The sequence below is a fragment of the Sphingobacterium hungaricum genome, assembly GCF_015210005.1.
Taxonomy (GTDB): Bacteria; Bacteroidota; Bacteroidia; order Sphingobacteriales; family Sphingobacteriaceae; genus Sphingobacterium; species Sphingobacterium hungaricum.
The window spans coordinates 438,861-458,703 of the sequence record NZ_MU158697.1 but is presented as its reverse complement, the minus strand read 5'-3'; the positions used below and the strand labels follow the sequence as shown (position 1 = coordinate 458,703).

At 37.5% G+C, this 19,843-nt stretch carries 22 protein-coding genes; 12 read left to right on the top strand and 10 right to left on the bottom strand.

Going from position 1 to position 19,843, the window contains the following annotated elements; genetic code table 11:
- Positions 1-2 precede the first annotated feature (2 nt).
- Both C4F49_RS01980 and C4F49_RS01975 read left to right on the top strand, forming a co-directional pair.
- Positions 3-692 (top strand): LutC/YkgG family protein, encoded by a 690-nt coding sequence (locus C4F49_RS01980; protein ID WP_231388175.1) that lies wholly within the window; start codon positions 3-5, stop codon positions 690-692.
- Between the two features lie 3 nt (positions 693-695).
- Positions 696-1,325, top strand: coding sequence for a rhomboid family intramembrane serine protease (locus C4F49_RS01975; protein WP_196934146.1), 630 nt, complete (start codon positions 696-698; stop codon positions 1,323-1,325).
- 103 nt (positions 1,326-1,428) lie between these two features.
- Here the strand turns inward: C4F49_RS01975 and C4F49_RS01970 are convergent, their stop codons facing one another.
- The gene (locus C4F49_RS01970) at positions 1,429-2,115 is read right to left on the bottom strand and encodes a flavin reductase family protein (protein WP_231388174.1); all 687 of its coding nucleotides are present in this window, start codon (positions 2,113-2,115) and stop codon (positions 1,429-1,431) included.
- Positions 2,116-2,523: 408 nt separating this feature from the next.
- On the bottom strand, positions 2,524-4,062 hold the full coding sequence (locus C4F49_RS01965) for a YifB family Mg chelatase-like AAA ATPase (protein ID WP_196934145.1): 1,539 nt from the start codon (positions 4,060-4,062) through the stop codon (positions 2,524-2,526).
- 184 nt (positions 4,063-4,246) lie between these two features.
- Between C4F49_RS01965 and C4F49_RS01960 the strand changes: the two genes are divergently transcribed.
- The 3 genes from C4F49_RS01960 to C4F49_RS01950 all read left to right on the top strand — a co-directional run bounded on the left by C4F49_RS01960 (position 4,247) and on the right by C4F49_RS01950 (position 5,605).
- The gene (locus C4F49_RS01960; protein WP_196934144.1) at positions 4,247-4,516 is read left to right on the top strand and encodes a YtxH domain-containing protein; all 270 of its coding nucleotides are present in this window, start codon (positions 4,247-4,249) and stop codon (positions 4,514-4,516) included.
- 80 nt (positions 4,517-4,596) lie between these two features.
- Positions 4,597-5,064, top strand: a complete 468-nt coding sequence (locus C4F49_RS01955) for a phage holin family protein (protein WP_196934143.1) — start codon at positions 4,597-4,599, stop codon at positions 5,062-5,064.
- Positions 5,045-5,605 (top strand): hypothetical protein, encoded by a 561-nt coding sequence (locus tag C4F49_RS01950; RefSeq protein WP_196934142.1) that lies wholly within the window; start codon positions 5,045-5,047, stop codon positions 5,603-5,605. Before C4F49_RS01955 ends, C4F49_RS01950 begins: the two co-directional genes overlap by 20 nt.
- Here C4F49_RS01950 and fcl read toward each other — a convergent pair.
- Positions 5,602-6,528: a GDP-L-fucose synthase gene (gene fcl, locus C4F49_RS01945; protein ID WP_196934141.1), complete on the bottom strand. Its 927-nt coding sequence runs from the start codon at positions 6,526-6,528 to the stop codon at positions 5,602-5,604. The genes C4F49_RS01950 and fcl overlap by 4 nt on opposite strands.
- Before the next feature lie 57 nt (positions 6,529-6,585).
- On the opposite strand from fcl, the gene trmB reads away from it, so the two are divergent.
- Both trmB and C4F49_RS01935 read left to right on the top strand, forming a co-directional pair.
- On the top strand, positions 6,586-7,245 hold the full coding sequence (trmB, locus tag C4F49_RS01940) for a tRNA (guanosine(46)-N7)-methyltransferase TrmB (protein WP_196934140.1): 660 nt from the start codon (positions 6,586-6,588) through the stop codon (positions 7,243-7,245).
- A 47-nt stretch (positions 7,246-7,292) separates the two neighbouring features.
- Entirely contained in the window at positions 7,293-8,723 is a 1,431-nt protein-coding gene (locus tag C4F49_RS01935; RefSeq protein WP_196934139.1) for a M20/M25/M40 family metallo-hydrolase, read from the top strand.
- A gap of 77 nt (positions 8,724-8,800) precedes the next feature.
- Here the strand turns inward: C4F49_RS01935 and trhO are convergent, their stop codons facing one another.
- Entirely contained in the window at positions 8,801-9,775 is a 975-nt protein-coding gene (gene trhO / locus C4F49_RS01930; RefSeq protein WP_196934138.1) for an oxygen-dependent tRNA uridine(34) hydroxylase TrhO, read from the bottom strand.
- Between the two features lie 588 nt (positions 9,776-10,363).
- Here trhO and C4F49_RS01925 point away from each other — a divergent pair.
- Positions 10,364-10,747, top strand: a complete 384-nt coding sequence (locus C4F49_RS01925; RefSeq protein WP_196934137.1) for a GxxExxY protein — start codon at positions 10,364-10,366, stop codon at positions 10,745-10,747.
- Between the two features lie 6 nt (positions 10,748-10,753).
- On the opposite strand, the gene C4F49_RS01920 is transcribed toward C4F49_RS01925, so the two are convergent.
- From C4F49_RS01920 to C4F49_RS01910, 3 genes are read right to left on the bottom strand one after another with little or no spacing between them, the layout of a single operon-like run.
- Complete coding sequence (locus C4F49_RS01920; protein ID WP_196934136.1) at positions 10,754-10,990, bottom strand: DUF3820 family protein; 237 nt, start codon at positions 10,988-10,990, stop codon at positions 10,754-10,756.
- Positions 10,971-11,726, bottom strand: coding sequence for a glycosyltransferase family 2 protein (locus C4F49_RS01915; protein ID WP_196934135.1), 756 nt, complete (start codon positions 11,724-11,726; stop codon positions 10,971-10,973). The genes C4F49_RS01920 and C4F49_RS01915 overlap by 20 nt, the downstream gene beginning before the upstream one ends.
- 2 nt (positions 11,727-11,728) lie before the next feature.
- Positions 11,729-12,646, bottom strand: a complete 918-nt coding sequence (locus C4F49_RS01910) for a glycosyltransferase (RefSeq protein ID WP_336244656.1) — start codon at positions 12,644-12,646, stop codon at positions 11,729-11,731.
- On the opposite strand from C4F49_RS01910, the gene C4F49_RS01905 reads away from it, so the two are divergent.
- The 4 genes from C4F49_RS01905 to C4F49_RS01890 all read left to right on the top strand — a co-directional run bounded on the left by C4F49_RS01905 (position 12,647) and on the right by C4F49_RS01890 (position 17,354).
- The gene (locus C4F49_RS01905) at positions 12,647-13,330 is read left to right on the top strand and encodes an FkbM family methyltransferase (protein WP_196934134.1); all 684 of its coding nucleotides are present in this window, start codon (positions 12,647-12,649) and stop codon (positions 13,328-13,330) included.
- Between the two features lie 100 nt (positions 13,331-13,430).
- Positions 13,431-14,879: a lipopolysaccharide biosynthesis protein gene (locus tag C4F49_RS01900; RefSeq protein ID WP_196934133.1), complete on the top strand. Its 1,449-nt coding sequence runs from the start codon at positions 13,431-13,433 to the stop codon at positions 14,877-14,879.
- 5 nt (positions 14,880-14,884) lie between these two features.
- A complete protein-coding gene (locus C4F49_RS01895) occupies positions 14,885-16,246 on the top strand; it encodes an asparagine synthase-related protein (RefSeq protein ID WP_196934132.1) in 1,362 nt (453 codons plus the stop codon).
- A 1-nt stretch (position 16,247) separates the two neighbouring features.
- Positions 16,248-17,354, top strand: coding sequence for a CapA family protein (locus tag C4F49_RS01890; protein WP_196934131.1), 1,107 nt, complete (start codon positions 16,248-16,250; stop codon positions 17,352-17,354).
- A gap of 4 nt (positions 17,355-17,358) precedes the next feature.
- Here C4F49_RS01890 and C4F49_RS01885 read toward each other — a convergent pair whose 3' ends face one another.
- The 3 genes from C4F49_RS01885 to C4F49_RS01875 all read right to left on the bottom strand — a co-directional run bounded on the left by C4F49_RS01885 (position 17,359) and on the right by C4F49_RS01875 (position 19,843).
- The gene (locus tag C4F49_RS01885; protein ID WP_196934130.1) at positions 17,359-18,102 is read right to left on the bottom strand and encodes a DeoR/GlpR family DNA-binding transcription regulator; all 744 of its coding nucleotides are present in this window, start codon (positions 18,100-18,102) and stop codon (positions 17,359-17,361) included.
- A gap of 53 nt (positions 18,103-18,155) precedes the next feature.
- On the bottom strand, positions 18,156-18,971 hold the full coding sequence (locus tag C4F49_RS01880) for a hypothetical protein (protein WP_196934129.1): 816 nt from the start codon (positions 18,969-18,971) through the stop codon (positions 18,156-18,158).
- A 146-nt stretch (positions 18,972-19,117) separates the two neighbouring features.
- Positions 19,118-19,843 (bottom strand): YebC/PmpR family DNA-binding transcriptional regulator, encoded by a 726-nt coding sequence (locus tag C4F49_RS01875; protein WP_196934128.1) that lies wholly within the window; start codon positions 19,841-19,843, stop codon positions 19,118-19,120.

Sequence of the window (19,843 nt, the reverse complement as noted above, 5' to 3'; positions counted from 1 at the left end):
AAATGAAAAAATCCTCTGCGGGGGATTTTTTCGTTTTGATGCATATGAATATTAGAAATACAACATCGAAAGAGCAGATGCTCAAAAAAATTCGACAGGCATTGCTTCAAAAAAAAGAGAATCCTCATCCTGATTTTGAAGATTCACAATTGTATTTTGATGAAGAAGATCCGTTGGATGTTACTTTCGCTCGCGAGTTTATCGCTACGGGAGGACAATTTGTGTATTGCGATGGAGAAATTTCGTTGGTTGAAAACCTAATCATTCTTGTTGAGAAACTAAAAATTTCCAAAATTCATGTTTGGGAATCGTCTATCCAATCTTTGCTGAACCACTATGGTTTTCCGTTTTTGGCGAATGGTGAAGATTTTGAACAGGCAGAGGCAGGGATTACGGGCTGTGAATGTCTTTTGGCGCGTAACGGCAGTATCTTGCTAAGCAATGGGAACGCATCGGGAAGAAGGCTGAGTATTTATCCTCCAGTTCATATTGTATTGGCGAAAGCTTCGCAGTTAACGATGGATATCAAGCATGGAATGAATGCGATCAAAGAGCGTTATGGCGCCAATATCCCAACGATGGTCACAACCATAACAGGGCCAAGCCGCACGGCTGATATTGAGAAAAAGCTAGTGCTTGGTGCGCATGGTCCGAAACAACTTTTTGTATTTTTAATCGAAGATAGATTTTAATTTATGCTAATAGACTACTTAATCGTTACACCTGTAGCTAGTGTTATTTTTGCGCTTACGATAGGGATAAGTATATACGTTTTTTCTAATCCTGAATGGTACGGAAAATTGATGTTGCACCCCTACAGCATCTATCGCGATAAATCAAAAGCTTACATGATTTTTACAAGTGGATTGATCCATCAGGATTGGATGCATTTGTTATTTAACATGATTACATTCTATTATTTTGGGTTTGCTTTAGAAGCCTTGATGGTAGGCCTTAGTGGTGGATTAGGACATTTATACTTTGCAATTATTTATATAGTTGGTTTGATATTAAGCGACATTCCAACGATTCTGAAAGAAAAAAATAATTACGGATACCATAGCCTTGGCGCATCCGGTGCGGTGAGTGCTGTGTTATTTAGCTATATTTTGTTCAACCCAAAAGCAGAATTGCGCATCTTTATGGCGATTCCAATGCCTGCGTATCTGTTTGCATTTTTATATCTAGGCTATTGTATCTGGGCATCTAAGAAAGCACAGGATAACATTAATCATGATGCGCATTTATTTGGAGCATTGACTGGTTTACTGTTAACGATTTTGATGTACCCTTGGGTTATCCGTCATTTTATTGATCAGTTTTAAGGTTTAGCTAGCTCAATTTTCTCGGTATAAGCGTCGGAAATGAATGGCTTCGGCTAAATGGTTATTCTGAATATTTTCTGATTGGTCCATATCAGGATTGTTCTTATATCAGCAATACTTTCCACGCTTCCACAACAAAACCATTATCTAAAAATTCCTTTGCTTTTAAATGCAAGCGCAAGATTCGATTATCGGTGTCGATGCTGAAGTCAAGTAATTCTTTCATTTCTTCAGTTTTGCTAAAAGCTTCTACTTCCTCATCGGACGGAAGAGTTTTAACAAGCGCCAATAATCCCAAATTATTCCCTGTTAATACGTTAGAGTTTTTGACCGCTTCAGGAAAAGCATCTATACCGATGCCCATTCCAGCGAAATCTGAAGGTTTGGCGATTTTAAATAAATTATCTTTGGTTACTCTACAATACCAATCACCGCCTAATCGAGCTACCAGATCTATTTTATGAGGGTCTATTTGACCATTATCATCCAAAATACCTTCATTGATATGAACCAGTTTCACCTCCGCAATTACCAAATTGCCAGATCCTCCGTTTTTTCCTAACGAAATCACATCATTTACTACACATTCCAATTGAACGTGTGATTCGGCTACCCTTGGTGGTTTCACAGTCTCTGAAGCCAATTCTGTAAATCCAGCTTTCATAAACTCATTCACTCCTTTTGGATAATCAGCACTAGTTAAATAGGTCTGTTGAACCATTTCATAGTTCACAATATTAATAACACATTCAGGTACTTCTAGAACGTGTATGCTTCCTGCTGTTATCACGCGCCCTGCTTGTCACCGAAAAGACGCATATGGGTGGATTGATACTAAACACATTAAAAAAACTAAACGGGCTTAAATTAACCTTGCCGTTTTTATCTATGGTGGACGCAAAACAGATTGGTCTAGGTGCAATGGCATAGTGCAAAAATCCCTGAATTTCTGCCGATGTTAAAGATGACGCATCAATAGTTTTTAGACTCATTCAAATTTCTGTTAACTTCATATAAAGATAAAAAAAGTATGCAAGAGCGAACAAATTGTGTAATTTCTGCTTGCAAACACTTGCCAGTCAACAAATACCAAAATAACGGAGTTCAGATATAGAATGACAGAAATTTTCGTATTACATTTTATATGATCATAATGTATCCGCCATTTATCCGTCATTTAATCGATCAATTTTAATTCTTATCCAGCCCAGTTTTCTCTGTCTAAGCTTCGGAAATGAATGGCTTCGGCTAAATGGCTGTTCTGAATGTTTTCTGATTGCTCCATGTCGGCAATTGTTCTGGCGACTTTTAGGATTCGGTCGTATGCCCTTGCTGACAGGCTTAAGCGCTCCATCGCATTTTTGAGCAATTCCTTTCCTCGATCATCGATGTGACAGACTTCTCTCAATAAGGAGGAATTCATCTGCGCATTGCAATACATATCGACGCTGTTCTTAAAGCGTTCGATTTGAATTCCTCGAGCTTGAATAACGCGGTTCCGAATGGCTTCACTTTTTTCGGCAGCCCTTGAATTTGCTAGTTCATTAAATTCAACAGGAGTAACTTCCACATGGAGGTCAATGCGGTCAAGCAAAGGACCTGAAATTTTACTGAGGTAACGCTGAACAACCGCAGTGCCACAAATACATTCTTTATCCGGATGGTTATAATAACCGCAGGGGCAAGGATTCATTGCCGCAATCAGCATAAAACTAGCAGGGTATTCTATTGAAAACCTTGCTCTTGAAATCATAATCGATCTGGATTCAAGAGGCTGACGCATGACTTCAAGCACCGCACGCTGAAACTCCGGCAGTTCGTCTAAAAACAAAACCCCATTGTGCGCTAAAGAAATCTCTCCTGGCTGCGGATTTGTTCCTCCTCCGACTAAAGCAACGTTGGAAATCGTATGATGCGGCGCACGAAAGGGGCGTACTGTCATCAGCGAATCCATGGCAGAAAGATGTCCCGAAACGGAATGAATTTTTGTGGTCTCTAATGATTCCTCGATAGTCAATGGAGGTAAAATGGTTGGCAACCTTTTAGCCAGCATGGTCTTACCTGCGCCTGGAGGACCTATTAAAATAACATTATGGCCTCCAGCAGCAGCGATTTCTAATGCTCGTTTGATATTCTCCTGTCCTTTGACATCAGAAAAATCGACATCATAATTATTCATTCTTTGAATAAATTGCTGTCTCACATCAACCACCGTCGGTTGGAAATCTTCTTTTGATTCAAAAAATCGAACAACATCTGCTAAGCTATCAATTCCGTAAATAGCTAGATTGGAAACAATGGCAGCCTCTCTTGCATTCGCTGAAGGCAAAATGATTCCTTTGAAACCTTCTTTTTTTGCTTGGATGCTAATTGGCAATGCGCCTTTTATAGGCTGGATGGTTCCGTCCAATGACAGTTCTCCTAAAATAATGTAATCCGAGATTTCATCATTAATCAATTGGCCTGATGCGGCTAAGATGCCGATTGCAATAGACAGATCATAAGCCGAGCCTTCTTTTCTGATGTCAGCAGGAGCCATATTGACAACGATTTTTTGTCGTGGCATGCGCATCTTTATACTGACAATAGCCGTTTCGATGCGTTGCAAACTTTCCTTAATGGCGTTGTCCGGCAGACCAACGATATAATATTTCGTCCCTGTAGAAATATTAACTTCAACAGTTATGGTGGTGGCATTTATTCCAAAAACGGCGCTAGCGTAAGTTTTTACTAACATGTTAATTTCCAATGGGTAGCTTATATAAAGCTAAAAAATTACTTTTAAAATTTTTGTTTTTACAGGAAAAAAAAGTAAATTATGTTGCATAGCAATTTATTTGAAAATTATTAAAACGATTCGAAAAGTTGATTGTTATCTTATAAAATAATTGCCATTACAAATAATTAAAAATTGATTGAAAATGAATGACAACAGCAAAATTGTAGCAGCATTGTTAGCAGGATTAGCAGCAGGAGCTGTAATTGGATTATTATTTGCACCTGATAAAGGATCAGAAACACGTGATAAGCTGAATGAATCTTTGGGTGACTTGGCAGACGCGATTAAAGAGCGTGCGGAAGAACAATTTGACCAGTTAGGGGAGCTAAAAGATAGATTGGTTTCAGTTGTTAAATCGAAATTGCATATTGCCGAAGAGGTAATTGACGACGAGATTGAAGAACATGCATGAATCTAATTAAGCCTCCGGCTTAAAATACCTTTTACCAAACCAATCAAGTTATTCATTAACCTGATTAAAATTATAAATGCATGGAAGATCAAAAATTCTCTTTTTCAGGAACAATTGATAAAGCGAAAGAATATGTAGATACAAGAATTGAACTGTTGCGGTTACGTGCAATTGCAAAATCATCGCGAATATTAGGAGCGCTGATATTGGATTTAGCGAAAATAATCTTAACACTGTTTATCGTTTTCTTTTTTTCTATGGCTCTAGGCTTTTATTTTAGTGAGCTTTTCGATAGTTATTCCCTAGGTTTCTTGACTACAGGGGGTGTTTTTGTTATTATATTGTTAATTATTCGAGCTTTCGAGCCTAAGTTGGAATTGAAGTTTATGAATTTGACAATCAGTAAAATATTCGGAAAATTAGATGAAGAGGAAGATCATATTAACGAATCACAGCAACCTGTTGAGGACGACATAAATTCTGTTAAGGAGAAAGAGAGCGAATTGTATAACGAAGAAGCGGAAAGTAATGAAAGTAAAAAATATTGATGATTTAATGTCAGAGATTGCTCGATTAAGCCTTGTTCAAAAAGAACAAGAGGCTTATTTAGGCAATCAATATGGTTTATTAAAGGCAAAGCTTGAAAAACCTGTTCGCGTCGCTAACTCACTGTTTTCGTCTATACCCGGTGTTGGATTGGTTAAAGATTTAGTGTCGCTGACAAAAAATAAAGATGGTTCTGGCAATTCAAAATCAGATTGGCTGACCAAAACATTACAGTTTGGAGTGCCTCTTGTGTTGAACCGAACTGTTCTCAAAAATGCAGGATGGGTTAAGAAAGGACTTGTTCTTTTGGCTTCCGAAACTGCAGCCGGTCAAGTCAATCAAAATAAAGTCGGCAATTTGTTTTCTAAACTAACGGATTTCATTCGTCCTAAAAAGAAGAAAGCAAAGAAAAAAATTATCGATGGCATTGACGAAGTGGAGGACAAAGTTCATAAAGGTCTTGATAAAGTCGATGATGGAATACAAAAAAGCCATGACAAAATTAGCCATGGCCTTGATAATCTTAAAGACAAGATTGATTAATTATTTTTCAAAAAATCTTCATAAGCTAACTGAATCCCTTTTTCTAAAGGGATTTTGTATTTCCAGCCCAATTCTGACAACTTCGAAACATCCATCAATTTCCGTGGCGTACCATCCGGTTTTGATGTATCGAATTTTATTTCGCCTTCAAATCCAACCGTTTCTTTGATTAAGGTAGCCAAATCCTTAATTGAAATATCGGTGCCTGTACCAATATTTACAAATTCTTTCTCCTCATAATTTTCCATCAAGAAAAGACAAGCTTCAGCCAAATCATCCGCATATAAAAATTCGCGAAGTGGCGTACCCGTACCCCAAATCGTCACTTCAGAAGCTCCTGATAATTTCGCTTCATGGAAGCGACTGATCAATGCTGGCAATACGTGTGAGTTTTGAGGATGATAATTGTCATTCTTTCCATACAGATTCGTAGGCATCACTGAAATAAAACGCGAATTGTATTGATCGCGGTATGACTCGCACATCTTGATCCCTGCAATCTTAGCGATTGCGTAAGGTTCATTGGTGGGTTCCAACTCTCCGGTCAATAAATACGTTTCCTTCAAGGGCTGTGGCGCCAATTTTGGATATATGCAGCTAGAGCCTAGAAACATCAGCTTATTCACCTCATTCACATGCGAAGCATGAATAACATTGTTTTGAATGGCTAAATTTTCATACAGAAAATCTGCTCGGTACGTATTGTTTGCTACAATTCCTCCAACTTTAGCGGCGGCAAGGAAAACATAATCTGGTTTTTCTTTTTCGAAAAACTCAAAAACATCCTGCTGATTGCGCAAATCTAATTCTTTAGAGGTGCGAACCAAGAGATTTGTAAATCCTTTTTCTTCCAATAAACGATAAATGGAGGAACCCACCATTCCTCGATGTCCGGCAATATATATTTTAGCGTCTTTTTCCACGTGTTTTGTATAGAATATTGCAAATATAAGGTTATTTTTGCGACAAATTTTTTCGTTATGGGTAAGGATAAGTTAAGAAAATTCGCGGAGATTGAAACCTTCAAAAATGTATTGCAAAAAGAAAATGGCTTGCCATATAAAGGGAAATGGGTTAAAGATTTCTTTGGGAATTCAAATCCATTAATTCTCGAATTGGCTTGTGGCAAAGGTGAATATACGGTGAATTTAGCAAAATTGAATCCTGAAATAAATTATTTGGGAATCGATTATAAAGGAAACCGAATCTGGAGGGGAGCAAAAACAGCGATAGAAGACGGGATAGAAAATGTGGGTTTTTTGCGTATTCAAATCGAAAATATTTTGGAGTTTTTTGATGAGAATGAAATTTCTGAAATATGGATTACATTTCCAGACCCGCAACCTCAAGATAGCAGAGAAAAGAAAAGATTAACAGGTCCCAAATTTTTGGAACGCTATAAATTTATCTTAAAACCAGATGGAATTATGCATTTGAAAACTGACAATGATGGTTTTTATGCCTACACTATCGAACAGATTGAATTGCAAAATTTGCCAATCAATAAGCAAACCACAGACTTATACCACTCGGATTTGGTCGACGATGTATTGAGCATCAAAACATATTACGAAAAGAAATATTTGGCGCATGATAAGAACATCAATTATGTGCAATGGAAATTTGATTCTAAAAACTAATTCAGCAAGCGACCTAAAAATTAGGTCGCTTTTTTTTATCTTGCTTTATGAAAAATATCATCCTATTCATTTTCTTACTCCCTATATTTTCGCTTTTTGCACAAGATTATACGAAAGCTTACAATCAAATTGCAAAAGAGGTGGATAAAAATTCTGAAGCGTATTCCAATCTAAAATTGGCCACTGAAACTATTGGACATCGATTAACGGGTTCGTCCAACGGAGCTAAAGCAGAAGAATATGCATTTGAAGTTTTGAAATCTTATGGGCTAGATGTAAGATACCAAGCCTTTGAAGTAGAGAGCTGGGCTCGAAAATCCTTGTCGCTAAAGATGGATAACCAACCTGTAAAAGCGGTATCTCTCGCACATTCTCCAGTTTCTGCGGAACTGACTGCTGCAGTAATTGATGTCGGAAATGGGTTGAAATCTGATTATGAACGATTGGGTAATTCCGTTCAGGGTAAAATCGTGTTGGCATATTTGCACATTTTGCCAGGTTCAGAAGCGGCGTTGAAAAATTTGCACCGCTCGGAGAAAACTGCCTTAGCGGCACAGTATGGCGCCAAGGGGATTATTTTCATCAACTCGGTTAATGGCGGTGTTTTGCTAACAGGTACGGCTTCGATTACAGGTAAATTGATAAATATTCCGGCTGTATGTATTGGCAAAGAGGATGGAATGGCGTGGAAAGAGAAGCTTAAAAATTCGGAAATACAGGCATATATCCAAATGGAAAATAGTTCGGAACTCATTCAAGCTAGAAACATTGTGGCAACAATCCCTGGAAAATCTTTAGCGAATGAAAAAATAGTTGTCGGAGGACATTTGGATAGCTGGGATTTGGCAACCGGCGCGATTGACAATGGAATCGGTTCTTTTGCGGTAATGGACATGGCAAGAACACTTAAAGAACTTCATTTAAAAAGTGACAGAACAATTGAATTTGTTTTGTTTATGGGCGAAGAGCAAGGTTTGTTAGGTTCTAAAGCGTATGTTGAACAAGCAAAAAAAGATGGGCAATTGAATACTATCAAGTACATGCTGAATTTTGATATGACGAATAATCCAAAAGGATTTTCGACTTCAAGAGTGGAAATGGATGCGTTGCACGCGTCATGGGGAAAACTCTATAGCACAATCGATACAGCCTTTCAGAGCAAAAATACACAAGGCGCTTGGTTGCATAGCGACCATCAGCCATTTATGCTAGCTGGAATTCCGATTGGCGGGGGAGGTAGCGCGAAACTTCCAAATAATGCGGGATTATATTACCATTCGGACCAAGATAATTTCAATCTAGTGGATGAATATGGATTAAAACAAACTGTAAAAATCGGTGCTGTTTTGGCATATTCATTAGCAAACACAAAAGAAATTCCTGCCAAACAGCAGAATGATGATGAGCTGGTTCTGTTTTTAGAGGAAAGTAATCTGAAGGAGGAGTTAAAAATCTCCGGAGATTGGAAATGGAATTAATCATCTAACGATTAAAATAAAAATGGAGGCTACCTTATGAAAAAGATAGCCTCCATTTTTTATAGTTCAACTAGATTTTATTTCTGAATACTGAAATTCTTATGTTTTCGTTTGCTGATTTTTTCAGCATTGACAGGCTGAGGAACTTTTACGTAATAACCTGTGCCATCGTATTCGCGTTTTCTAGGATGTGTCATACATTCTGCGGAGCAACAACCTTCTAGCTCTTCTCCACAATCGTCGCATTGCGTGAAATGTTCATTGCAATCTGGGTTTGCACAGTTTATCATTTTTGGCGTAGTTCTTCCACAGTTTTTGCATGTAGAAACAACGACAGGATTTACCGAATTTACATCGACCGTGACCCGATTGTCGAAGACGTAGCATTTTCCTTCGAAATCTTCTCCGCCTGCTTCTTTTCCATATTTGATGATGCCACCATGCAATTGGTAGACTTCCTCAAAACCTTCTTTTAAAAGTAAGGCAGAGGCTTTTTCGCATTTGATTCCGCCAGTGCAATAGGTTAGGATTTTCTTTCCTTTGTATTGTTCTAACTCTTTTACTTTTTCCGGAAATTCCCTGAAATTTTCCATGTCCAGTGTGACCGCATTTTTAAATCGACCAACATTATGCTCATAATTCGAGCGCACATCCAAAACAACTACATCATCACGGTCTTTCATCGCTAAAAAATCTTGCGGTTCAAGATGAATACCTGTTTCTTTATTTGGATTGATGATTTCAGGATTGCGTAAGCCAGAATGTACAATTTCAGATTTGTAGCGGCAATGCATTTTGATAAAGGACGGTTCGTCTACTTCATCGATTTTAAATTCCGTATGGTTGAATCTTCCATCAGCATAAATTGCATCCATATAGGCTTTGCAAGACTCTGGAGAACCAGAAACGGTTCCGTTCAAACCTTCATCGGCTACGATTATGCGGCCAACTAATCCTAAGGATTTACAAAATGCTAAATGTTTGTCTGCGAATTCTTCCGCATCTTCGATTGGGCTGTAACAATAGTACAGCAATGTTTGATAAGCTTTCATATTCATTGATACCGCTGCAAACGGCGTTTAATGTTTAAAATTTAATGGGACAAAGGTAGTAAATTCAAAAGGAAAAATTAAAAATTCAAAAACGGAGAGGGATTTTTAAAATTAATAACCGCAGAAGACGCAGAGAAGGTCGCAGAAGACACAGAGCTTGAGTAATAATTAGTTGGATTTTCTCTGTGCAACTCTGTGTCTTCTTTGCGAAACTCCGCGGGTCAGCTTCTAGCGATGAATCGTGGAAGTATAAATGCATAACCGCAGAAGACGCAGAGAAGGTCGCAGAAGACACGGAGCCTTGAGCGATAATTAATTGGTTTTCTCTGTGCAACTCTGTGCCTTCTTTGCGAAACTCCGCGGGACAGCTTTCGGTTATGAGTCATAGAAATATAAATGCATAACCGCAGAAGGCGCAGAGAAGGTCGCAGAAGACACAGAGCTTGAGCGATAATTAATTGGTTTTTCTCTGTGCAACTCTGTGCCTTCTTTGCGAAACTCCGTGGGTCAGCTTTCGGTGATGAGTCATAGAAAACGCTAAAAATTTCAAAAGATTTGTGGAAATTTATATTCAAAAATCATCAGCTTATGGAAATTGAAAATGAAATAGCAACGTTAACCAACCGTTGTGCGATTGAAGTTCATAAGAATCTTGGCCCAGGATTATTAGAATCAGCTTATAAGGAATGCTTGTACTACGAGTTGCTAAATACGGGATTAGAAGTTGACAAAGAAATACCGTTACCGATTATTTATAAAGAGATAAAATTGGAGCATGGTTACAGGATAGATTTATTAGTATGCAAAAAGCTAGTCGTAGAAATAAAAACGGTAGAATGTTTTACAGACGTCCATTTAGCACAAGTTTTAACCTATTTAAAATTGGGGAATTTCAAGTTGGGGCTTTTATTGAATTTTAACGTTACTATGATGAAACATGGAATTAAGAGAGTGATTCAATCTCAAAGTTAATCCAAATTACCGTTTAATCAATGGAGTCAATAGATGTTCTAAGCCATTTAATTTGATTTCATAGAGCGTTGCTAATTGAATTCCTAGCTTGCCTGGAGGGAAACCTTTGCTATGAAACCAGACCAAATAAGGCTCAGGCAAATGGCATAAGCGATATCCTTTATACTTTCCAAATGGCATCGTCGAATTCGCTAGTTCGACCAAAATTTGCGGATTCAGAAAATTATTCTCTTGTTTTTCCATGTTTCAATCGATAGGCGAATAAACGCATTGCTATAATTCCGTGATTAATAAAATTTCGGATGACGCCATAATATTGATTAAAAATCACATATCGCTCTTTCAAACTTTCTCGATGACGTTTTTGAGATAATCCGCCAACCAAGTAGCGGGCCACCAGTTCGTTTACATTTACAGCAGTTTTTGCATTTTTCGCACAGCGAATAATCCAATCAATATCTGCGCTTAACTTGTAGTTTTCGTTGTAAGGAACTGCAATTTCTCTCTTAATGTAGATTGCCTGATGGCAAATGTTCATGCCGTATTTGAATGATTTCCAAGTAAACTCTTTAGGCGCAGCATGGCGACGTAAACCGATTTCTTGTCTGTTTTCGTCAATGAGCATGGTTTCACCATAAATAATGTCTGCATTCTTTCCTTTTTTGACGACATGGTCAAGTGTGTTTTCATCATACAAAGCATCCCCTGAATTAAGAAATAAAACATAATCTCCGGTAGCTTCTTTTAGTCCTTTATTCATGGCGTCATAAATTCCGGCATCTTTTTCTGACGTAAATATGGCAAGCTGGTTTTTATATTTTTTGATAATATCTACTGTGCCGTCCGTCGATAAACCGTCGATTACAATGTACTCAATGACTGGATAAGTCTGATTAAGCACCGATGCCATCGTGAATTCAATGTCTTTTGCATTGTTGTAGACAATGGTTATGATGGATATTTTTGGCAGGTTTGCCATATTTATTTTTTAAATTTTTTCTTTATGTATCTTTTGATTCTATCCAAAAGAGAACCTTTTCGAGTGGCATAGAAATGCTTGATAGCAACGTATGCCTGCTTATTTTCTTCTATTTCCTTCGGAAAATCGGAGACTCGCGTCGTTGCTAATTCAACATGATAAATCTGGTCGACATCAGAATGCGTTCCGCTTCCGTCAGTGCCGATGTTTTGAATCATGGACTGTCTTGGGTATAAAACCAGACCACGTTCTTTAAAAATCGACAAATACCAGCGTATCGCCCAAGAATTTATTTTTCCAGCTTTCAATTGTTTGACTTGCTTCCAAAAATTTTCCTTTCCCTCGATGCTAAACTGATGTCGGTCGTGTTTTGTGAAATCCTTGAGTAAATCTTTGATGTCTGGATTAAAATAATTCCAAGCCCTCTTCCAAGTTGCCCAACCCCAACTATTCGCTACGCGAAAGAAATAGCTTTCCGGCAGGTTTTCCAAGTTTTTGACAGGATACGAATAACCAGAAATTTCCATGACCTTAACATCATTCGCATAAATTTCTAAAGCATCGTTGAAATATTCCAAAGCATGTACTGAGGTTTCCAAATCATCTTCCAATACAATAACGGTTTCGTATTTTTCCAATACTTTGCTGACTCCGTCAATGACATTATTGGCCAAGCCCCAATTTTTGGAACGCTCAACGATTGTGATGTGCTTAAAATTCCATGGCTCACGGATTAATGAGCGCACGGCATTGACTTGTTCAATCGCTTCACCATCCTTCGCTCCATCCGAAAAAATAAACAAATCCGTCTCATCGGCCATCAGATTTTTTTCTAAAGCTAGTAGAGTTTTTTTTGTATGTTTGGGTCTATTATAGACAAATAAAACAACAGGGGCTAATTTTTTTTCGCTATCAATCAAATGAAAAAATTAAAGAATTTTATATTGAAATATTTTCCTGTCGATAAATTTCGGTATAAGAGTTCATATTCACAAGAGGGGGAGGATGCAGTTTTATTAGGATTCTATGAGGGCATAAAGAATTATAAGGGATACTACGTTGATATCGGAGCGCACCACCCTTATCGATTTTCAAATACGATAGCCTTCTATAAAAGAGGATGGAGAGGGATAAACATCGAGCCTAATCCAAGTGCTTTAAAATGGTTTAAATGGTTCAGGTCCAAAGATATCAATCTGAATATCGGCGTTGGTCCAGAGCTTGGAAACCTAACGTATTATCGTTTTAATGAGCCCGCATTAAATGGGTTTTCAGAAGAGATTTCCAATGATAGGCATGAAAAAACCAGGTACTACATTATTGATAAGCTAGAAATTCCTGTTCAGCCCCTAAGCCATGTTTTGGATACTTATTTACCAGCTGATCAAGAAATAGATTTTTTTTCCATTGATGTGGAAGGGTTTGATTTGTTGGTGCTACAATCTAATAATTGGGAAAAGTACAGGCCTAAATTTGTGCTAGTTGAAGACGTATTTAGCGAACCTGAATTTCAGAATTCTCCAATCGCAAATTATCTAAAAGAACTAGATTACAGAATCGTTGCAAAGACAAAGCGCACGGTATTTTTTGCTCTGCAAAAATAGACTTTGTTTGGTACTACAGGATTAAAGCAAACCTTGTCGATTTATTGCTCATATCAGCTTATTCTAAATTAACTTTTCTAAATTTGTCGTTTAAAATAGTATGAGCGAAAATAGCAAGCAACTAACTCTTAAAGGATTATTTTGGAATGCCATCGATCGATTTGGAAACCAAGCTGTGGTCCTTATTGTTGGTGTTTTTACTGCGCGATTATTATTTCAAGAAGATTTTGCGGTTATTTCTGCACTGGCTATCTTTTCTGTGATTGCGACAGCCTTAATCGATAGCGGACTTGCCACTTCTTTAGTTCGCTCTAAATCAGTCACTGAAATCGATTATTCGACGATGTTTGGATTCAATTTACTATTCAGTCTGGTCGTCTATTTTATCCTGTACTTTTCTGCTCCATATATAGAACGGTTTTATGGAATTGAGAATCTTGCGCTATATGCTAGAGTCCTATTTTTACAGATAGTCGTGCACGCTTTGGGAATTGTACAGAACGTGAAAATTTTGAGAAGTTTTCAATTTCAAATTACAGCGCGCATCAATTTATTGTCCGTAGTGATTTCTGGTTTGGCGATTATTGCTATTGCAGTTTTAGGTTATGGCGTATGGTCATTAATTTTGCAACCTGTTTTGCAGTCTTTAATTCGGACCATTTTATTTTGGTATTGGGGCGGATGGATCTTTGATTTAAAATTTCGTATGGAATCGCTTAAAAAGCATTTGGAATTTTCTGTTTTATTTATGTTTTCCACCATGCTAAGTAAAATCATGTCACCGTTATACAATTCAGTAATTGGAAAGAATTATTCTCAAACAATGACGGGCGCCTATTATCAAGCGAATAAATGGGGAGAAACGCCAAATCTATTGATATCTTCAGTTATTCAGGGAACGACTTTGTCGACATTAGCTCCTTTGCATTATGATTATCCGCGATTTCTAAATGCCTGCCGGAAGACAATGTCTACGCTGGCATTTGTGTTATTTCCGGTATCGTTTTGTGCAATTGTCGTAGCAGAACCCGCTTTCGTATCCGTATTGGGCGAACGCTATTTATCTTCTGTTCCATTCTTTCAATTGCTAACTTTTGCTGGGTTATTTATGTCATTAGCAGATTTGAATACCAATTTTTTGAACATAAAAGGCAAATCAAATTATACGCTTGGATTAGAGATTTTCAAGTTAAGCCTAGCAATTTTGCTGTTGTTTTTTACTTATGATAAAGGAATTTTAATTATTGTTTATGGACAAATTGCGGTTAGAATGCTTTTCTATGCAGTCATCACAGTTCTGAGTGGAAAAGTGTATGGTTATCATTTTTTCATTCAATTAAAAGATATTTTACCTTCATTTATCATTAGTTTAATCTGTGGTGTTATCGCATATTTGCCTTTATACTATGGATTGGAAGTCAATAATTGGATACTTTTTATCAGTCAAGGATTTATCTTCGTAGTGTGTTATCTTGCGATCAACCATTTAATAAAAAATCAAATTTGGATGGAGCTAATAGAAGTTGTTAAAAATAAAATTGCGAAATAGAGTTTATGGAGTTAGCCAAAGGTAATTGGGTTGGATATGCGACTGTTTTTTATCATGAGAAAACAGGAAAATATGGAACACAAATAAATGATGTAATTGATTATTCAACGCTTGAAATCGATCGTCAGGGACTTGCGGCGTACCTAGATTTTGGATACAGTGTTTTTGGACAAACTCCAGTAAAGCATGTAAAATACCTGCTTCCTTATCAGTCTTTACGTTTTGAAGACGGGAAATTAAGGGTTGTCGAAGGCGAAGATTTAACACTTGCCAAACTAGGGGGGAAGTCCACCGAGAAAGATGTTTTTTCTAGGTTAGAGAAGGATGTAAATAGTTGGGCAGATGGATTCGATTCGGACATCATTGTCCCTACGAGCGGTGGATTTGATTCCCGCTTATTGAATTTTTTAGTCAAAGATAAATCCAAAATTCATGCCTACACATATGGAACTTCTGCAAACCAAAGCGATTCTAGGGAGGTTGTTTATGCCAAACTATTGTGTAAGCGCTTGGGGATTGACTGGAAGCGAATTGATTTAGGCCAATTTAATCATTTTGAAAAAGATTGGTATGCTATTTTTGGTCCTTCAGTCGGCGCGACAGGAACTTACCAAATGGAGTTTTACACGAAAATTCAGGAAGAACTTGGCTCTCAAAAACCGCATCTATTGAGCGGAATAATTGGAGATGCTTGGGCTGGTTCTGTGCGTGTTTCGCCGATTCTTGATGCGATGGATTATCTGAAATTAGGATATACGCATGGGATGAATGCAAATTCTAAAGACGCGATGGATGTTGATTATTTGCCTTTGGTAGAGCCAATTTTTGATAGACAGAAGGATGCTTTGAAAGACGATAAATTTCGGGTTGTCTCAGCTATGCGGACAAAAATGATGATGTTGCAATATTTGATCAGCGTGCCTGAAACTTTTGGCTACGAGGGTTATTCTCCATTTATCAATGAAGATATTGCGATGAGCATGCTGAATTTGCCAGAAGAACGCAAACAGCAAAGACAATGGCAAAGAGACTTTTTTAGAAAAAATAACATCTTATTTGAAGAAGAGAAACATACATTCACTTACCAAAATTCGCTCAATTTCTTCACCTTGCTGAACGAGCGATTGGAACCATTAGACACTTCTTTGTTAAAGGAATACATCAAACCTGCTTACTTAGAGTGGATAAACCAAAAGATTACCCAAATTGGAACTGCCGAACGCTTATTTCAAACGTTGATGCATACGCCCAAGGTGAAAGGGGTAATGAAGATGATGGGTTTCAAAAATAATTTGATAAATGCTTACTTTGCGTACGTCACTTTGAAGCCGATCGAACGCTTATTGAAAATTAGAGAGAACTCGTAGCATGGAACATAAATTACTATTTGTTGGAGATGTCGTTTTAGAGAAAAAGTTGGAATTTTCTCCAGAAATAACTCAGCTGTTTTCGACAAGTTTGGTTAAATGCTGCAATTTCGAAGCACCGGTTAAAGGTTATGGAGCGCCAATCAAAAAAACTGGACCTCTTGTACAGCAATCTGCTGATTCGGCAGCGTGGTTAAAGGATTTGGGTTTCAATTTGTTTTCGATGGCCAATAATCACATCAATGATTATGGGAAAGAGGCGATGGATAAAACGTTGAGCTTATTTTCAAAGGATGAGGTTCTTGGGGCAGGACATGAAGCTGATGCATATGCAATGAAGGTCTTCGAATTTGATGGTGTGAAATATGGCTTTGTGGCTTACGGAGAAAATGGATATGGCGCTTTAAATGGAGATCGGGAATTTGGGCACGCATGGATAAATGCGGAGCGAGTAAATAATGATATTCGTCAGTGTAAAGAAGCGGTGGATGTTCTGCTGGTTCAAATTCATGCTGGTGTAGAAATGTTAGATGTGCCTATACCTGAATGGCGGCAACGATATAAGGAAATTGCGGATTGTGGTGCTGATTTTATTATTGCACATCATCCTCATGTGTTGCAGGGCATAGAAGTCTATAATCATTGCCATGTTTTCTATAGCTTAGGTAATTTTGCTTTTGATTATCCTTCAAATCATCCGGAATGGAATAGAGGAGGGCTTTTGCAATTGATTTTTGAGGAAGGTAAATTCAAAGAGTTTCAGTTATCCGTAATCGAAAAGAAAAATCAGACGATTTATTTGGAAGATTCTCAGAAGGGAAATGATGTCATTTCCGAATTAAATAAAAAAATATTCAGTCCTTCTTATGTTGATTATGTAAATCAAGCAGCAGTAGATTTTTGGCATAGCGCATTTAAGAATTATTATGCGAAACCTTTTAATGGAATTTCCACTTACAGCGCTAAAAATTTGCTAAAACAAATCAAGCGAAACCTATTTAATCGACAAATTGATTATTCTATGCTTTGGCACAATATGTTTATCGAAAGCAATGAATGGTTCATCAAAAGAGCCATCAAAACCATTCAATCAAAACAAGATTCTTAGAAAATTAGATAACCGTAATTTGTCGGCTAAAATCACGCAAATTGATGTGATGCGGTTCCAAATCTGTGATTAAATAATTTACATCACGCAAAGGTGCAACGCGCATTTTCTGATTGGAATTCAATTTTTCAGCAATGCTTAATACGCCGACTTTATTCGAACATTTTATCATTGCTCGTTTGATCTGAACAACTTCCCAGTCCGAATCCGTGATTCCATCTTCAACAGATAAACTATTCGTTCCCAAGAGACACAAGTCCACTTTGATTTCTGACAATTCGTTGATTACTTGCGAACCAGTAACGATGTTTGTATTTCTTGATAATTTTCCGCCAATTAGGATTACTTCAAGATTGTCTTTCTCGGCTAATTCTAGAGCGACTAGAGGACTGATCGTGAAAAAGGTACATTGTACATCATTTGGAACAGAACGCGCCAACTCAATCATGGTTGTTCCGCCACCAACTAAAACAGTCATGCCACTTTGGATCAATGTAAGCGCTTTGCTAGCAATTTCCTTTTTGGATTCTTTGGCATAAACATGTCCTTCCTGGAAAGGATATTGAAAAGATTTTGACAAAGCGCCTCCATAGACTTTTAGCACTTTTCCGCTTTCTGCCAATTCGTTTAAATCTCTGCGAATGGTATCTTCGGAAACATTTAATTGAACACTTAAGTCAGACGACAATACTTTGTTGTGTAAGTTAATCTGATGAATGATATATGCTTGTCTCTCTTCTTTTAACATGTTTATAAGGGTTTTGACTTTAAATTTAAACTCTTTTGGTGAAAATAAGAATTTTATTTTTCAGGAGAGTCTTGATTTTTATTTGTTATCCCTGCTTTAAATCTTGGCTTAAATCCAATCGGTTTTTTAATCTCGTTCGAGGATTTGATTTCTGGGTCAGAATCTTCATTTTCTGAAGGTTCATTACAAGTCTCATTAGGGGTTGCTTCTTCAGCTTTATTTTCTTCTGCAGGTTTTGTTGCTCCGGCTTTGAAACGCGGTTTGAATCCTGTTGGCTTTGCTGTAGTTTCGCTCGCTTTGATTTTGGCTTCCGAAGGATTTACCTCTTCAGCTTTATTTTCTTCAGCAGGTTTTATTACTCCGGCTTTGAAACGCGGTTTGAATCCTGTCGGCTTGGCCGTAGCTTCGCTCGCTTCGCTATTAGTTTCTGAAGGATTTACTTCTTCCGCTTTATTTTCTTCTGCAGGTTTCGTTACTCCAGGCTTGAAGCGAGGTTTAAATCCGGCAGGTTTTGCAACAGGAGAATCTACTGGGTTTTCTTGCTCAGCTATAGTTTTTGTTTTGTCTTTTTCAATAGCCGGTAATTCATCTTTTACAGGCGCTTTGAATTTTGGTTTAAACCCGCTCACTTTTGAAACCGAATCTCCTGCTGATTCAGGAGCAGATTCGACAGCGATTTTGTCAGTCAGCTTTTCTTTCGGCAAAATTGCTTCCTCAGGAAGCCTATATGTTTTTCTTAAGCGGTTAAACCAGTACTTTTTAGTGTGGTCAAAACTTTTTTCGCCCATCTGTACATAATGATTTTTGAATTCTGTATATAGACCTTGATCTGCCTGTTTTAGCGCAGGAAGATCTATTTTCTTTTTCACAAAAAACTCCTCAAAAGTCACCATAAACAAAAGTACTTATTTGCAAACACATAAAAAATTGCTAAACCGCTTTAGAGTACATTAACTTTTAATTCTTGGACAATAAAAAAAGAGGGCTAGCCCTCTTTCAAAATATGTTGAATTCATTAATCCATGTTGTGATATACAGCCTGTACATCATCATCTTCTTCAATTTTGTCAATTAATTTCAGCACATCAGCCGCTTGTTCTTCTGATAAAGGAGTTGTTGATAATGTAATACGCTCCAATTTGGCTGAGGAAACTTCAATTCCTTTTTCCTCAAGCAATTTTTGCATGTTTCCAAAATCCTCAAATGAAGTTTGTACAACTGCAATATCATTTCCCTCTTCATCGGATTCGATGTACAATTCTTCCAATCCACCGTCAATCAATTCCAATTCCAATTCTTCAATATCGAAATTTTCATCAGCAGCGAATCTGAAAATAGATTTACGTTGAAAAATAAAATCCAAAGAACCGGTTTTTCCTAGAGAACCGCCTGATTTGGTGAAATAACTGCGAATATTTGCGACTGTACGGTTTGTATTATCCGTTGCAGTTTCAATCAATACAGGAACACCATGAGGGCCGTAACCTTCATACACATGTTCTTCATAACCTTTTGAATCTTTTTCAGAAGCTCTTTTTATAGCTGCTTCCACACGGTCCTTCGGCATGTTAACCGCTTTCGCATTCTGCATAGCAGTACGTAAACGAGAATTATTTTCCGGATGCGGGCCTGATTCTTTAACAGCGATGGCAATCTCTTTTCCTAAACGTGTAAACTGCACGGCCATTTTTGACCAACGTTTAAATTTTCTTTCTTTTCTAAATTCAAAGGCTCTGCCCAT

Bases quoted from the DNA above. Each gene is read 5' to 3' on its own strand.
- C4F49_RS01980 (WP_231388175.1), top strand. From the start codon at position 3: ATGAAAAAATCCTCTGCGGGGGATTTTTTCGTTTTGATGCATATGAAT.
- C4F49_RS01975 (WP_196934146.1), top strand. From the start codon at position 696: ATGCTAATAGACTACTTAATCGTTACACCTGTAGCTAGTGTTATTTTT.
- C4F49_RS01965 (WP_196934145.1), bottom strand. From the start codon at position 4,062: ATGTTAGTAAAAACTTACGCTAGCGCCGTTTTTGGAATAAATGCCACC.
- C4F49_RS01960 (WP_196934144.1), top strand. From the start codon at position 4,247: ATGAATGACAACAGCAAAATTGTAGCAGCATTGTTAGCAGGATTAGCA.
- C4F49_RS01955 (WP_196934143.1), top strand. From the start codon at position 4,597: ATGGAAGATCAAAAATTCTCTTTTTCAGGAACAATTGATAAAGCGAAA.
- C4F49_RS01950 (WP_196934142.1), top strand. From the start codon at position 5,045: ATGAAAGTAAAAAATATTGATGATTTAATGTCAGAGATTGCTCGATTA.
- trmB (WP_196934140.1), top strand. From the start codon at position 6,586: ATGGGTAAGGATAAGTTAAGAAAATTCGCGGAGATTGAAACCTTCAAA.
- C4F49_RS01935 (WP_196934139.1), top strand. From the start codon at position 7,293: ATGAAAAATATCATCCTATTCATTTTCTTACTCCCTATATTTTCGCTT.
- trhO (WP_196934138.1), bottom strand. From the start codon at position 9,775: ATGAAAGCTTATCAAACATTGCTGTACTATTGTTACAGCCCAATCGAA.
- C4F49_RS01925 (WP_196934137.1), top strand. From the start codon at position 10,364: ATGGAAATTGAAAATGAAATAGCAACGTTAACCAACCGTTGTGCGATT.
- C4F49_RS01920 (WP_196934136.1), bottom strand. From the start codon at position 10,990: ATGGAAAAACAAGAGAATAATTTTCTGAATCCGCAAATTTTGGTCGAA.
- C4F49_RS01915 (WP_196934135.1), bottom strand. From the start codon at position 11,726: ATGGCAAACCTGCCAAAAATATCCATCATAACCATTGTCTACAACAAT.
- C4F49_RS01905 (WP_196934134.1), top strand. From the start codon at position 12,647: ATGAAAAAATTAAAGAATTTTATATTGAAATATTTTCCTGTCGATAAA.
- C4F49_RS01900 (WP_196934133.1), top strand. From the start codon at position 13,431: ATGAGCGAAAATAGCAAGCAACTAACTCTTAAAGGATTATTTTGGAAT.
- C4F49_RS01895 (WP_196934132.1), top strand. From the start codon at position 14,885: ATGGAGTTAGCCAAAGGTAATTGGGTTGGATATGCGACTGTTTTTTAT.
- C4F49_RS01890 (WP_196934131.1), top strand. From the start codon at position 16,248: ATGGAACATAAATTACTATTTGTTGGAGATGTCGTTTTAGAGAAAAAG.
- C4F49_RS01885 (WP_196934130.1), bottom strand. From the start codon at position 18,102: ATGTTAAAAGAAGAGAGACAAGCATATATCATTCATCAGATTAACTTA.
- C4F49_RS01875 (WP_196934128.1), bottom strand. From the start codon at position 19,843: ATGGGCAGAGCCTTTGAATTTAGAAAAGAAAGAAAATTTAAACGTTGG.